Source organism: Pseudomonas sp. WS 5412 (assembly GCF_012985615.1).
GTDB lineage: Bacteria > Pseudomonadota > Gammaproteobacteria > Pseudomonadales > Pseudomonadaceae > Aquipseudomonas > Aquipseudomonas shahriarae.
In genome coordinates this window covers 129,859-144,273 of record NZ_JAARMB010000004.1, presented here as the reverse complement: position 1 = coordinate 144,273, position 14,415 = coordinate 129,859, and the positions used below count along the sequence as shown (strand labels likewise).

13 protein-coding genes are annotated in these 14,415 nt (G+C 61.5%); 5 read left to right on the top strand and 8 right to left on the bottom strand.

The genetic code is table 11. From position 1 onward, the window contains the following. Nucleotide 1: 1 nt before the first annotated feature. Complete coding sequence (locus HBR94_RS07680) at nt 2-892, bottom strand: LysR family transcriptional regulator (protein WP_170044468.1); 891 nt, start codon at nt 890-892, stop codon at nt 2-4. A 103-nt stretch (nt 893-995) separates the two neighbouring features. Between HBR94_RS07680 and HBR94_RS07675 the strand changes: the two genes are divergently transcribed. The 4 genes from HBR94_RS07675 (at nt 996) to HBR94_RS07660 (ending at nt 4,408) form a co-directional block, all read left to right on the top strand. Beyond that, a complete protein-coding gene (locus HBR94_RS07675) occupies nt 996-1,331 on the top strand; it encodes a multidrug efflux SMR transporter (protein WP_057437331.1) in 336 nt (111 codons plus the stop codon). An 85-nt stretch (nt 1,332-1,416) separates the two neighbouring features. Beyond that, nucleotides 1,417-2,592 carry an FAD-dependent oxidoreductase gene (locus HBR94_RS07670; protein ID WP_057958129.1) on the top strand — a complete coding sequence of 392 codons (1,176 nt, stop codon included), beginning with the start codon at nt 1,417-1,419 and terminating at the stop codon, nt 2,590-2,592. Then, entirely contained in the window at nt 2,589-3,401 is an 813-nt protein-coding gene (locus tag HBR94_RS07665; protein WP_170044467.1) for an aldo/keto reductase, read from the top strand. Before HBR94_RS07670 ends, HBR94_RS07665 begins: the two co-directional genes overlap by 4 nt. 41 nt (nt 3,402-3,442) lie before the next feature. Beyond that, nucleotides 3,443-4,408: a hypothetical protein gene (locus HBR94_RS07660; protein WP_057437325.1), complete on the top strand. Its 966-nt coding sequence runs from the start codon at nt 3,443-3,445 to the stop codon at nt 4,406-4,408. A gap of 27 nt (nt 4,409-4,435) precedes the next feature. Here HBR94_RS07660 and HBR94_RS07655 read toward each other — a convergent pair whose 3' ends face one another. The 3 genes from HBR94_RS07655 to msbA all read right to left on the bottom strand — a co-directional run bounded on the left by HBR94_RS07655 (nt 4,436) and on the right by msbA (nt 8,738). Continuing rightward, entirely contained in the window at nt 4,436-5,365 is a 930-nt protein-coding gene (locus HBR94_RS07655; protein WP_057437323.1) for an NAD-dependent epimerase/dehydratase family protein, read from the bottom strand. Nucleotides 5,366-5,375: 10 nt separating this feature from the next. Further along, complete coding sequence (hldE, locus tag HBR94_RS07650; RefSeq protein WP_115129349.1) at nt 5,376-6,812, bottom strand: bifunctional D-glycero-beta-D-manno-heptose-7-phosphate kinase/D-glycero-beta-D-manno-heptose 1-phosphate adenylyltransferase HldE; 1,437 nt, start codon at nt 6,810-6,812, stop codon at nt 5,376-5,378. Nucleotides 6,813-6,917: 105 nt separating this feature from the next. Then, nucleotides 6,918-8,738, bottom strand: coding sequence for a lipid A export permease/ATP-binding protein MsbA (gene msbA / locus HBR94_RS07645; protein WP_169959894.1), 1,821 nt, complete (start codon nt 8,736-8,738; stop codon nt 6,918-6,920). 124 nt (nt 8,739-8,862) lie between these two features. On the opposite strand from msbA, the gene HBR94_RS07640 reads away from it, so the two are divergent. Continuing rightward, the gene (locus HBR94_RS07640) at nt 8,863-9,519 is read left to right on the top strand and encodes a phosphotransferase (RefSeq protein ID WP_170044466.1); all 657 of its coding nucleotides are present in this window, start codon (nt 8,863-8,865) and stop codon (nt 9,517-9,519) included. A 2-nt stretch (nt 9,520-9,521) separates the two neighbouring features. Here HBR94_RS07640 and HBR94_RS07635 read toward each other — a convergent pair whose 3' ends face one another. The 4 genes from HBR94_RS07635 to HBR94_RS07620 all read right to left on the bottom strand — a co-directional run bounded on the left by HBR94_RS07635 (nt 9,522) and on the right by HBR94_RS07620 (nt 14,301). Further along, nucleotides 9,522-10,910, bottom strand: coding sequence for a hypothetical protein (locus tag HBR94_RS07635; RefSeq protein ID WP_262383370.1), 1,389 nt, complete (start codon nt 10,908-10,910; stop codon nt 9,522-9,524). Nucleotides 10,911-11,155: 245 nt separating this feature from the next. Continuing rightward, nucleotides 11,156-12,061: a glycosyltransferase family A protein gene (locus HBR94_RS07630; RefSeq protein WP_057437703.1), complete on the bottom strand. Its 906-nt coding sequence runs from the start codon at nt 12,059-12,061 to the stop codon at nt 11,156-11,158. After that, nucleotides 12,054-13,808, bottom strand: a complete 1,755-nt coding sequence (locus tag HBR94_RS07625; RefSeq protein WP_057437314.1) for a carbamoyltransferase — start codon at nt 13,806-13,808, stop codon at nt 12,054-12,056. The genes HBR94_RS07630 and HBR94_RS07625 overlap by 8 nt, the downstream gene beginning before the upstream one ends. Before the next feature lie 151 nt (nt 13,809-13,959). Beyond that, nucleotides 13,960-14,301, bottom strand: coding sequence for a YceK/YidQ family lipoprotein (locus HBR94_RS07620; protein WP_057437310.1), 342 nt, complete (start codon nt 14,299-14,301; stop codon nt 13,960-13,962). Nucleotides 14,302-14,415 lie beyond the last annotated feature (114 nt).

Here is a 14,415-nt window from a genome sequence, read left to right as displayed (position 1 = left end):
TTCAGCCGATCGCCAGCAAACACGCGGTAAAACGTTCGGCCAGAAAGCGCGCCGCCGGGCCAAGGGGCTCATCGCGCCGCCACACCAATTCCACCACCAGGGCCGGCGGCGTCCACTCGCTGTCCAACTCGACCATCTGCCCCTGATACGTCGGGTACTGCACCACATGCCGGGGCAACCAGGCCCAGCCCAGGCCGCGCACCAACCATTCGGCCAGCACGTAGAAACTGTCGGCGCGCCATACCTGGGGGCTGGCCGCCTCGCTGCCGGGGTAGACGCTGGTCTGGGTCGACATCAGCAATTGGCGAAACTGCGCCAGACGCTGGCAATCGACAAACCCACCCCTGGCCAGCGGGTGCCCGACGCCACACACCGTGACCATTTCCACACTGCCGACCACCCGCCGTTCAAGGGCCTCAGGGATCTGATCGTGGTAGAACAGCAACCCCAGGTCGGCCTTGCGCTCCACCAACTTGCGAGCGACATCGCCCTGGGCCGTGCTGGACAATTGCACCTCCAGACTGGGAAATTTCCCGGCCAGCGCCTCAAGGCTGTCGAGTACCGGCTGATACAGCATGGCTTCGTCCTGGGCCAGGCGCAGCCGCGCTTCTTCGCCGCGCATCAGGGACAGGGCGCGGCCGTTGAGGCGCTCACACTGGCGCAGCACTTCCCGGGCTTCCTCCAGCAATACCGTGCCGGCCTCGGTCAGGCGTGGCTGGCGACCGCTGCTGCGATCAAACAGGCTCACGCCCAGGTCGGCCTCGAGCAGAGCAATGCCATTGCTCACCGCCGATTGCGCCTTGCGCTGGTCCCGTGCCACCGCCGAGAACGAGCGCTGCTCGGCGACGCTGACAAACAGGCGCATCTGCTCCAGATTCCACTGCACGCTCATTGGCTCAACCCATCTTGAATTCGGATAGGTAATGACTTTACCCCATCTGCGGATTCTCTAGAATGCCGGCCTTATTACACGCCCCAATTCCGAGGAACACCCCATGAACGCCGCCTACTACTACCTGGCCATTGCCATCTGCTCGGAAGTGATCGCCACCGTTTCCATGAAAGCGATCAAGGGCTGGAGCACGCCAATCCCCCTGCTGCTGGTGATCGTCGGCTATGGCGTCGCATTCTGGATGCTGACCCTGGTGGTGCGCACCGTGCCCGTGGGCGTGGCCTACGCAGTGTGGGCGGGGCTGGGGATCGTCATGGTCAGCATCGCGGCGCTGTTTATCTACGGGCAAAAACTCGATCTGCCGGCGATGCTGGGGATGGGCATGATTGTGCTGGGGGTGGTGGTGATTCAGTTGTTTTCGAAAACCGCGGGCCACTGACCTTCTACAGTTGTTGATCCTGGGCAAAGATCCCGCTGTCGAGTCTGTATACTTGGCCTCTTGTTCCGAACACTGAGGTCGCCCCATGCCATCCGTTATTTCCACCGACGTCCTGATTGTCGGCGCCGGGGTTGCCGGCCTCTGGCTCAATGCGCGCCTGCGCAGCCAGGGGTTCTCCACGATTGTGGTGGAGAACGCGACCTTGGGTGGCGGGCAGAGCGTGAAGTCCCAGGGGATCATTCACGGCGGTGCGAAGTACGCCCTGCATGGCGCCCTGACCGGCGCCTCCGAAGCCATTGCCGATATGCCGCGACGCTGGCGGGAAGCGCTGGCGGGCAGTGGCGAGCTGGACCTGACGGGCGTGCGCCTGTTGTCCCAGGCTCATTACCTGTGGTCGCCGGGCACCCTGGCCGGCAACCTCACCAGCTTCTTCGCCAGCAAGGCGGTGCGTGGCCGCGTCGATCAGGTCAAGGGTGACGATTTGCCGCCGGCCCTGCAAGACCGCCGCTTCAAGGGCAAGGTCTATCGCCTGGCCGAACTGGTGGTGGACGTGCCGAGCCTGATCGAGCGCCTGGCACAACTGGCCGGCGACGGCCTGCTCGCCGGGCAACAGATCGAACCGCTGCTGGAAGATGACATCCTCGTCGGCCTGAAAGTCGACGGCCGGGCGATCCGCGCCCAGCGCATCGTGCTGAGTGCCGGCGGCGGCACCGCCGAGCTGCTGACGGCCCTGGGCCTGAGCCAGCCGGCCATGCAAAAACGCCCGCTGCATATGATCATCGCCAAGGGCCCCGGCCTCAAACCTCTGTACGCGCACTGCCTGGGTGGCGGCACCAAGCCTCGGATCACCATCACCACGCACCCGGCCGCCGATGGCCGTTGGGTGTGGTACATGGGCGGTGATATTGCCGAGACCGAAGGCGTGCACCGCACGCCCGCCGAGCAGATCGCCACGGCGCAAAAGGAACTGGCGCACCTGCTGCCATGGATCGACATGAGCCAGACCCAATGGGCGACCCTGCGAGTAGACCGCGCCGAACCCCTGCAAACGGGCCTGACCCGGCCGGACAACGCGTTCCTCGCCGAACAGGGCCGCTTGCTGGTGGGTTGGCCGACCAAGCTGGCCCTGGCGCCGGACTTCGCCGACCGGGTGCTCAGCGCCCTGCAACGTGACGGCATCCAGCCAACGCCAAGCACACCGCTGCCCGAACTGCCGCGCCCGGCCATCGCCCAACCTGCCTGGGAGCAATTGTTGCCATGAGCCTATCGACCCTGCATGACCTCCATCGCCCCCTGGGCAGCACCGGCCTGCTGGTGTCGCCACTGGGCCTGGGCACCGTGAAGCTGGGGCGCGACCAGGGGGTGAAGTACCCCAATGGTTTCCAGATCCCCAATGATGAAGAAGCGCGCATGTTGCTGCGCCAGGCCCGCGAGCTGGGGATCAACCTGATCGACACCGCCCCCGCCTACGGCCATAGCGAAGAGCGCCTGGGGCCGTTGCTGCGAGGCCAGCGCCAGGACTGGGTGATTGTCAGCAAGGTCGGCGAAGAATTTGCCGACGGCGTGTCCCATCACGATTTCAGTGCCGCCCACACCCGGTTGTCCGTGGAGCGCAGCTTGAAACGCCTGGAAACGGATTTTATCGACCTGGTGCTGGTGCATTCCGACGGCAACGACTTGCATATCCTCAACAACTGCGAGGTGTACCAGACTCTGGCGGAGCTTAAGCGCGAGGGCAAGATTCGCGGTTTCGGCTTCTCCGGCAAAACCGTCGAAGGCGGAGTGAAGGCTCTGGAACAAGGCGATTGCGCCATGGTCACCTACAATCTGAGCGAGCAAAACGAAAAAGCCGTGATTGATTACGCCGCCGCCCATGGCAAAGGCATCCTGGTGAAAAAGGCCCTGGCCAGTGGCCATGCCTGCCTTGAGCCGGGAGTGGATCCAATTCACGCCAGTTTCACCTTGTTGTTTGCGCAAACGGGCGTGGCCAGTGCTATTGTCGGAACCATCAACCCGCTGCACCTTGCCCATAATGTGGCAACCGCTGCCAAGATCATTCGCCAATCCTGATGCCGCCCACGCGGCCGACCCCGACGCAAGAAGGAGCCGACATGCCGCGAACGCTCATAAGAAAAAACCCCAGTAATTTCAAAACACTGCCGCTGTACGTCGAAGCCACCCCCGAAGGCCTGAGCTACCAGAGCGTGGGCATGCCGCTCAACTTTGCCCAGACCCTGCAGCGGCGCAAGCCAGTGGACGTGGCAGACGCCGAACGCTTTGCCCTGGAACTGGCCAACCTCGGGGTGTCGGTGCGCCTGACGCTGCACTGGCAAAACCGCGATTACTGGGTGTTGGTGCGCCAGCGCCGGCAGGACCGTGGCGATGTGGTGCTCAAGCTGATTTCCGGCTACGTGCCAGCCCATGAACTGAACCTGCCGCTGCACACCGCTATCCAGGAAATCGCCGAGGAATGCCTGCTGGAAACCCCGGAGGGCTGGCTCGGCGGACGTTTCAATGACACCTGGCTGCCGGCGCCCTACTCCAGCGCCCTGCACTACCGCGAGGCCTTGCCGTTTCGCCTGTCGCCGCTGTCCGGCGCTGCCCGCCCGGTGCGCTGCGCCAGCATGCAGTTGATCGAACGCCCGCGGGCCTATGTGCACCTGCCCACGGCCTCACTGCAATTGATCTATGACCTGCGCCTGGAAGTGCCCAAGGAAGCCAAGTCCCTGAGCCTGTTCCATGTGGACGAACGCCTGGAGGGCGACCAACTGGTGGCGCGCCTGGACCGCCAGCGCCCGGATTTGTACCTGATGCCCCTGAAGGACGGCCAGCCGTGCGCCGAGCTGTATACCCTGAAGAAGGATCAACTGATCCCGGCGAGCACCCGTGGGTTGTACCTGGCGGAGAGTTTCGCCCAGCAGGAGGGCTGGTTGGTGCGCGATGAGCGGATCCGCTGGAAGGACTGGCTCAGGCAACAGGGCCTGAGCGCGCCGGAGAAGGAATCGAAGTTGAAGCAATTGACCGGGCGGGCCAGGCAGATCTTGCGCAAGATGGTGCCGAAGAAGGCGGGTCGCTGAAGCAGCCCCGCCTGTGGCGAGCGGTACCTACTGGTTGAGTAGTCGCTCCAGACCAACCTTCAGCGGCGTCGGCTCAGGCAATGTGAAGCTTGCCGCCAAGCGCTGGTTGTTGGCTCTGGAGTGCCGGATATCACCCGAGCGCGGCTCTGTGTAGCTGACAGCCGGCAACGAGCCGATGATTTCCGACAGCGCCTGCAGCAACTGCTTGAGGGTGGTGGTGTGGTTCCAGCCGACATTGATCGCGCCCAGGGGGGCATCCGCCATTTCCACGGCTTGCACCAGTACCGCAACCAGATCCCCGACATACATGAAGTCACGGGTTTGCTCACCGTCGCCGAATACGGCAATCGGCAGGCCTTTTTGCGCGCGCTCGCTGAAGATGCTGATCACCCCGGAATACGGCGATGACGGATCCTGGCGCGGGCCAAAAATATTGAAGAAGCGGAAAATCACCGGCTCCAGGCCATGCTGGCGGCGATAGAAGTCAAAGTAGTGCTCGCTGGCCAGCTTGTCCGAGGCATATGGCGTCAACGGTGCCTTGGCGGTTTGCTCGTCGATCGAGTCGCCTTCGCCGTTATTGCCATACACCGCCGCACTGGAGGCAAACACCACGCGCTTGACCCCAGCCTGGCGCATGGCCTCGCAGACATTCAGGCTGCCCACGAAGTTGCTCTGGTGCGTACTGACCGGGTCATCCACCGACGCCTGCACCGAAGCAACCGCCGCCAGATGCACCACCGCCGTCGCCCCAACCGCTGCGCGAGCGACCAATGCGGCATCGGCCACATCGCCTTCGAGCAGTTGCAGGCGCGGGTTATCCAATGGCAGGTTACTGCGCTTTCCGGTGGACAGGTTATCCAGCACGCGCACCGCATAGCCCTTGGCTAGCAGTGCATCGACCAGATTGGAGCCGATAAAACCAGCGCCGCCGGTAATCAGTACGAGAGCATCAGACATAGCGGTAAACCTATCGGGCGGCATCGTTGGTTTGACGAATTTTATCGACAATCGCGGTGGTCGAGCTGTTCTCCACCAATCCCAGGACTTTGACCTTGCCGCCATAGGCATTGACGATATCGGCACCGACCACCTGGTCGACCGAGTAATCCCCGCCCTTGACCAATACATCTGGCTTGACCTGGGCCAACAGGTTTTCCGGGGTGCCCTCGGAGAAGCTGATCACCCAGTCCACCGCGCCTAACCCAGCCAGCACCGCCATGCGCCGATCCACGCTGTTGATCGGCCGGCCAGGGCCTTTGAGGCGACTGACCGAAGCATCGTCGTTGATCGCCACGATCAGGCGATCACCCTGGGCGCGAGCCTGCTCCAGGTAAGTCACATGGCCAGCGTGCAGGATGTCGAAGCAACCGTTGGTGAAGACAATGCTTTCGTTATGGGCGCGGGCATCGTCAATCGCCAGCAGCAACTGCTCAAGGCTCAACACGCCACGCTCCGAACCTTCCTCACGCTGGATCGCGCGACGCAGTTCCGGGGCGCTGATGGACGCCGTACCCAGTTTGCCGACCACGATGCTCGCCGCCAGGTTGGCCAGGGCCACCGCGTGGGGCAACTCCTCGCCGGCGGCGATCGCCGCCGCCAGGGTGGAAATAACGGTGTCGCCGGCGCCGGTGACGTCGAACACTTCCCGCGCTCGCGCAGGCAGGTGCATGGCCGGGTGACCGGGGCGCAGCAGGGTCATGCCGTGTTCGCCACGGGTCACCAGCAACGCGCCGAGGTCGAGGTCGGCCATCAGGCTTGCGCCTTTGCTCACCAAGTCGTGCTCATCGACGCAGCCGCCGACGATGGTTTCAAATTCGCTGAGATTCGGCGTGATCAGGCTGGCGCCCCGGTAGACCGAGAAGTCCTTGCCCTTGGGATCGGCCAGCACCGGGATGCCCCGGGCCTTGGCAGCCTGGATCAGCACCTGGTGGTTTTTCAGTGCGCCTTTGCCGTAGTCCGACAGCACCAGCACCTTGATGCCTTCAAGCAACGCGTCGACCTGGTCACTGAGGGCCAGGGCGTCGGTGGCAAAGGGTTCCTCAAAGTCGATACGCAGCAATTGCTGGTGACGGCTCATGACCCGCAGCTTGACGATGGTCGGCTGGTGGGCAATGCGCTGGAACAACGCACGCACGCCAGCGCCGCGCAGGCTGTTGGTCAGGCTGTCGGCGGCTTCGTCGTCGCCGGTCACGCCAACCAGGGAGGCCGGGGCGCCGAGCGCGGCGATGTTAAGGGCAACGTTGGCGGCGCCCCCTGGACGGTCTTCGATTTGCTCGACCTTGACTACCGGTACCGGTGCCTCAGGGGAAATCCGTGAGGTACCGCCATGCCAGTAACGGTCGAGCATGACATCGCCGACCACCAAGACAGGGGCTTGATCGAATCGCGGCATGGACAACTTCATGGAGCAACCCACATACAAAATGAACAGGGGCGCGATATTAGCACAGGGAAAAGCATCGACCGATTCAATCCTGGCGGTCAATGCCAGCCTGGCTGCAATGGCGCCTCAATAGGCATCTGTCACGTGGGAGGGCGCCACCGGGTCACCCTCTTCGAACTCCTTGGCGTGCAACCGCGCGTAGTAGCCATTCTTCGCCAGCAACTCGACGTGGGTGCCGCGCTCGACAATCTGGCCGTCATCCATCACCAGGATCAGGTCAGCTTTCTCGATGGTGCTCAGGCGGTGGGCAATCACCAGGGTCGTGCGGTTCTTCACCACATGGTCCAGGGCGGCCTGGATATGGCGCTCGGACTCGGTGTCCAGGGCCGAGGTGGCCTCGTCGAGAATCAACAGCGGCGCATCCTTGAGCAGGGCCCGGGCAATCGCGATGCGTTGGCGCTGGCCACCGGACAGCAACACGCCGTTCTCGCCCACCAGGGTTTCATAGCCCTGGGGCATCTTCACGATGAACTCATCGGCATAGGCTTCGCGAGCGGCATGATGCACCGCGTCGGTGGGCGCGCCGGCCAGGTCGCCATAGGCGATGTTGTTGGTCACGGTGTCGTTGAACAAGGTGACCTGCTGGGTCACCAGGGCGATTTGCCGGCGCAGGTTACGCAGGGTGAAATCCTGCACGCGTACGCCATCGAGCAGAATCTGCCCCTGTTCGTGCTGATAGAAGCGTGGGATCAAGCCCGCCAGGGTGGATTTGCCGCTGCCCGAACGCCCTACCAGTGCGACCATTTGCCCAGGCTCGACGATAAAGCTGATGTCGTTGAGCACCTTCTTGTCGCTATCCGGGTATTGGAAGCTGAGGTTGCGCACTTCAATGCGCCCCGCCAGACGCTCATGTTCAATCACGCCCTGGTCAACTTCTACCGGCTCATCCAACTGCTCGAAAATACTTTCGGCGCCCGCCACACCCTTCTGGATGGTCGAGCTGACTTCGGAAAGCTGGCGAATCGGCTTGGGCAACAGGCCAGCCATGGTGATGTAGGCCACCAGATCACCCGGCGAGGCATCGCCACGCAAATACAGGACCAGGAACATGACCACGGCCATCGCACTGTAGGTCACCAACTGCAGCATCGGCGTGTACACCGCGCCGGTCTTGGTCATCGCCAGTTGTTTCTCGGTGTTGCTCAGGCTCGCCTGCTCGAAGCGCACCTTTTCATACTGCTCACCGCCAAAGCTGCGGACCACACGGTAGCCGTGGATCGTCTCGGATGCCACATGGGTCACGTCGCCCATGGACACCTGGATTTTCTTGCTTTGCTTGCGAAATTTACGGCTGGTGCTATTCACCATCATGCCGATCACCGGCAGGATCGCCAGCATCACCAGGGTCAGTTTCCAGTTCATCCACACCAGGGTGCAGAACAGGAAAATCACGGTCATGCCTTCACGGATAACCACCTTGATCGCATCGGTAGCAGCACCGGTGACCATGGTCACGTTAAAGGTAATGCGCGAGATCAGATGGCCGGAGTTGTTCTTGTCAAAGAAGCGGTTGGGCAGCTCCAACAGCTTGTTGAACAGCACCACACGCAGGTCGTGGACCAGCCCCAGGGAAACCCGGGCCAGGAAGAAGTTGCCGAGGAACGAACCTACGCCCTGCCAGGCCGCGATCAGCACGATCATCAGCGGCACGGTTTCCAGCAACTGCAACTTGCCCAGATAGGGGTTGCCGGGGAACAGGCTGGCCTCGGGGTTCGCCAGGCCATCGACGAAATATTTGAGGATATAAGCGAGCATCGGCTGGGTCGATGCGAAGATCAGGAACCCGACGATACTCAGGATGAACAGACCCACATAAGGCCGTACGTAAGTCAGGAGGCGAAAGTAAATCGCCAGCGTCGACTGGGTTTTCGGTTCAGGACTGCTCATGGGAATCCGCGCAAATCAGTAAGGCGCGGATCATATCACAGGCCTCTTCAGCCCAAAAAACATGAGCAGGGGCCAGCCTTGCACCAAGTCGGTTAAGATAACCGGCTATTGATGGGAGTCAGGCATGCAAGTAATCGATCACAACACCTATGAGGCACTGCGCGCCGGCGCGCAGGTGCTGGAAGCCGATGGTTCTGGCGACAAGGTGCTCCGGTTGACCGATGGTTGCATGCTCAAACTGTTCCGGCGCAAGCGCCTGCTCAGTTCGGCGCTGTTCTACCCGTATGCACAACGTTTCGCCAACAACACCCGCGCCCTGCAGCAACGGGATATCCCCTGCCCGCGCATCATTGCGGTGTATCGCATCCCCAGCATTGCGCGGGATGCGGTGTACTACAGCCCGCTGGCCGGGAAAACCATCCGCCAGTTACAGCTTGCCAAAACCGAGGCCGACGCCCTGCGTGTGCGTCTTGGCAGCTTCATTGCGCAATTGCATGAGAAGGGCGTGTACTTTCGCTCGCTGCACTTTGGCAACGTGGTCCTGACACCGGAAAACACCCTGGGGCTGATCGACATTGCCGACCTGAGTTGCCAGACCGCCCCCCTGAGCCAGAGCAAGCGCCGGCGTAACTTCAGCCATCTGCGACGCTACCCTGAGGACCGCCAGTGGCTGCTGGGCGATGATGCCGGGCAAGCCTTTTTCGATGGCTATCGCCAGGGCTTGCCGGCAGGCAGTCAACAGGCGCCGTTGATTAAGCGCCTGCGGCAATTACTGGACTGATCTCACTGGGTGATGACCAGTACCGTGGCGCCTCGGCGATTGGCGAAGCGTTCGACGATGCGCAGGTTGCGCTCGGCCAGCCAGTTGGTGAGCCAGGGCTCGTTACCGCGGGCTTCGATCAGGAAGTAGCGGAATTTACCTGCGTGCGCCGGAGACATCGCCGCTTCACGGGTCAGTTTCTTGAGCAGATAACCCCGTCCAGCGTAATAGCCGATACGGCCATCATCGAAGTAAGCAGGCACATCCGGCTCGACATTCGCCGCCATCCAGCGCCCCGCCTCGACGTACTGGACCTTGCCCGGCCCGGTGGACACCACATTGGACAGCATCACCAATAGGCATATCGCCACCAGCGCCTTGCCGAGGCGCGGGAACTGCTGGGCAAACATCTGCAGCGCCATCGCCAGCGCCGGCACCAACAGCAGGTTCAAGAAGCTCATGTAGCGCACGTTCATGAACTGCTGCTGGATAAAGAACAACAACAATACCAGCAGGTACAACACCGCCGCCCAGGCAAAAGGCCGGTATTCATGCCAGTAGCGCTTGATCGCCTGCCAATTGCGGCCCCGTAAAAACGGCACGGCAAACGGACCGCAAATATTCACAAAGCTGATGGACATGGCCGCCAGGATGCCAAAAAAGATGATGCGTCCGGCTTCATCCTGGGAGTACTTGTTGATCAGCGACTTGGCGAACTGCTCGCGCAGCAAATCAAATGACGCCAGGACACTGCTCGGGTTGATCAGGTCCATATAGTAGGCAACGCGCACCGATGAAAAACCACCGGTAGCCGAGACCAGTACCATCCCCGCCACCACGCCGAGCAGCGGTAGCGCAATAAACTGCAGGAGCGCCAGGCGCCGCTCACGCAGCCACAGGCCAGGCAACTGCCATAAGCCCAGCGCAGGCAACAGCAACAACGCTTCCAGCCGAAAAGCTGCCGCCGCGACAATTGCCAGGTGGATGGTTGCCGCACGCAGCCACCCCCCCCGGGCCTGCCAACGCATGGCCAGCCAAAGCGTCAGGGTGCAGAAAAACCAGAAGCCGAACTCACGCAGGATCTCGCCACGAAACTGGTTGAACGCCGGCATCGCCAACACCACCAGGCAAGCCCAGGGCGCAACCTGCACCGAGCGCTGGCGAACGCAGTCAACCAGCAGGGCACAGGTCCCGGCGGCAAACAGCGAACACCACAAGTGAGCACTCAGCTCTATGGGCAGGGCTGTAACCGAATGGGTGCCCGCCAGGAGCAGGGAGAACCAGGGCCAGTTGAACAGGGCAAAGGCGGCTTTCGGGCCGTGGACGTGAGCGTCCTGGGCAATGGTCAGGTAGAAAGCCGCATCACGCCCGACTGTCGCGGCGCCCAATACGGCGATCAGGGATAGCAGCAAACTCCCGAAAAATGCCACTCGAACGGGCTGTTCGACGACAACACTCAAAACCCGGGCCCACAATTTACTGCCAATTCCAACCACACCCCCCCCTTAAAACCTGGCGTCACATCGTGTGCACAAGATTTGAAAACATATATTCCAGAAAAGCCACCACGCCACAAAAAAACCAACGCCCGGTCATTGCAATCAACTCAGGCGCTTCATAGGTCATTCCAGGCGTAGCGTAACAGGCTACAAAACGCTTACTTGAACATCAGCTGAAGCGCCTTGCGTGTGTACGACCAACGCGTCAGGGCGCGCCAGTCTGTACGTACCGCCTGGCAGTAAAACTGCCTGGCAAGCGTGTACTCCCCAGCACTGAAGCAATTGCGAAACAAAGACAGGCAGCGCTGCGCGAGAAACGCACTGCGCAAGCCTTGCAACTCTGCCGGCATACGCACTGGCGAAAACACCTCGTCAACCAGACTCACGCCTGCCGCCACGCTGTGCTTGATGTCATGCCGCAAGCTGTCCGCATGTTTGTAGACCAACGCCAGCGGCTGGTCGATAACCGTGCAGGGCACGCGCGCCAGGGCCTGGGCAAACACCGGGATATCCTCGGCGTTGCGCATGCGCTCCGGGTAGTTGCCTACCGCAAAAATCTCCCGGTGCATGGCGCAGGCGCCATTGGAGATGGCGATGGTCTTGTCCAGCAAATACCCGCGCACCCGCAGATAAGGCGTCGCAGGCAAGGGCTTGACGGCATGCAGGCGGCGCTTGCCATCTTCAAATACCGACCAGTGGCCACCGATGATCAGGCGGCTATCCGGGTGAGCAGCAATATGCTGCGCAACCAGGGCCAGGGCGCCCGGGGCCATTTCATCATCGGCGTCCAGGAACATCAGGTACTGGCCCGCAGACTCCTCAATGCCACGATTGCGCACCGAGGCCAGGCCGCCATTGGGCTTGCGCAGCACCTGGAAGCGTCCGGGATGCTTGGCCAGCAGAGCGTCCAGCACCTGCGGCGTATCGTCGGTAGAGCCGTCATCAATCACCAACAACTGCGCATCGGCTTCGTCGAGTTGCGCCAGCACCGACTCAACCGCGCGCCCCAGGGTGCGCGCGTAGTTGTAGGCAGGGATGACGACGCCAATCAGTGCTTCAGTCAACGGCTTGCCCTTCCACACCATCTTTGACGACCAGGATGTCTTCCATGATCAGGTACTGCAGGTCGGAGCCGAAGAACATGTTCAGGGCGTCGGTCGGCGAGCAGATCATCGCTTCGCCACGGCGGTTGAGCGAGGTGTTCAGGGACACACCGTTGCCGGTCAGCACTTCCAGCTCTTTCATCATGTCGTAGTAGCGCGGGTTGTACTCGCGCTTGAGCACCTGGGCGCGGGAGGTGCCATCTTCATGGACCACTTCCGGCACGCGGGTTTTCCACTCTTCGGCGACTTCAAAGGTGAAGGTCATGAACGGGGCCGGGTGATCGACCTTGATCATCTGCGGGGCCACGGTGTCGAGCATCGACGGGCAGAAAGGTCTCCAGCGCTCGCGGAACTTGATCTGGTGGTTGATCCGGTCAGCCACGCCCACGGCGCTCGGGCAACCGATGATCGAACGACCGCCCAAGGCGCGCGGACCGAACTCCATGCGTCCCTGGAACCAGGCTACCGGGTTGCCGTCGACCATGATCTGGGCGATGCGCTTGGGCATATCGTCGATCTGGCGCCACTTCGGCTTGCTCGGGTGCTTGGCACACGCGGCAATCACTTCTTCGTTGCTGTAGGACGGGCCGAGATAGACGTGCTCCATCTTCTCTACCGGTACCCCACGGGCATGGGACACATAGGCCGCCGCACCCACGGCGGTACCGGCATCGCCGGACGCCGGCTGCACGAACAGCTCCTTGACGTCGTCGCGGGCAATGATCTTCTGGTTCAACTTGACGTTCAACGCGCAGCCGCCGGCGAAGGCCAGCTTGCCGGTTTCCTTGAGGATATCGCCCAGGTAATGGTCGATCATCTGCAACGACAGCTTCTCGAACAGCGCCTGCATGCTGGCCGCGTAGTGGATGTACGGCTCGTCGGCGATGTCGCCTTCGCGCTTGGGGCCCAGCCACTCGATCAGTTTTGGCGAGAAGTAGAAGCCCTTGCCCTTCTCTTTATAGCGGCGCAGGCCGATGACGTTGGCGTAGTCGGTGTTGATCACCAGCTCGCCATTTTCAAAAGAGGCCAGGCGCGAGAAATCGTACTTGCTGGCATCGCCATAGGGTGCCATGCCCATGACCTTGAACTCGCCGTCGAGCATCTCGAAACCGAGGAACTCGGTGATCGCGCCGTACAGGCCGCCCAGGGAGTCCGGATCGTAGAATTCTTTGATCTTGTGGATCTTGCCGTTCTCGCCATAACCGAAGAAGGTCGTGGCGTACTCGCCTTTACCGTCGATCCCGAGGATCGCGGTCTTCTCCTGGAAGCCCGAGCAGTGATAGGCGCTGGAGGCGTGGGCCAGGTGGTGTTCAACCGGTTCGATCTTGATCTTCTTCGGATCGAAGCCCAGTTGCTCCAGGCACCAGACAATCTTGTTGCGATAGCGCTTGTAGCGCCGGTTGCCCATCAGGATCGCGTCAAGGGCGCGGTCCGGGGCGTACCAGTAACGCTTGGCATAGTGCCAGCGAGCCTCGCCGAACAAGCTGATCGGGGCAAACGGGATCGCCACCACATCAACGTCGGAGGGTTTGATGCCAGCCTGTTCCAGGCAGAACTTCGCCGATTCGTAGGGCATGCGGTTCTTTGCATGTTTATCGCGTACGAAGCGCTCTTCTTCGGCGGCCGCGATCAGCTTGCCGTCGATATACAGGGCTGCGGAGGGATCATGGCTAAGGGCGCCGGACAGGCCAAGAATCGTCAATGCCACTGGGGTCTAGCCTCTTTTAGTCTGCATGCAGGCGCTGGCGCCTGAAAAAATGTGTGCCCCTCGCCTCAGCGAGAAAAGCTAAAGGGCGGGATTATAGCTTAAAAGCGGCAAAACGCCTCTAGCCGCAAATGGCAGGGAGAAACAAGAGGCATCATCGGAAAATCTCGATACTGCCATCGCGGTTCTGTCGGTAGACGGTATAGGGCAGTACCAAAGTATCGAGGACGCCCGACAGGGCAAAATCAATGGCAATCCAGGGCACCGAGGCAATCTGCTGGTCTTCCAGGCTTTTCTTGCCGTTGGGTTCGCCATTCAGGGAGCAGAAGTCATACACCACCCCGCTGTAGATACGGGGCACGCTCTCGCAGTGGCTGCGCAGGTCCTTGAGTTTCTGGCTGGCTACTGCGTCTTCGCGAAACACCGTGTCGAGGGTGCCGCAGGCAGTGGTCGAAAGGACAATGGCGGCAAGCAGCAGAATGTTTGTAGGATTCACGGGCAACCCTCTTTGGCATGGAGCGGACAGCCTAACCCAAGATGGCGTAAGACGAATATGCCGGTATTTTGCGGGAATATTCTTCGGAAACGCCACGCAGAATCGTTAAACTCG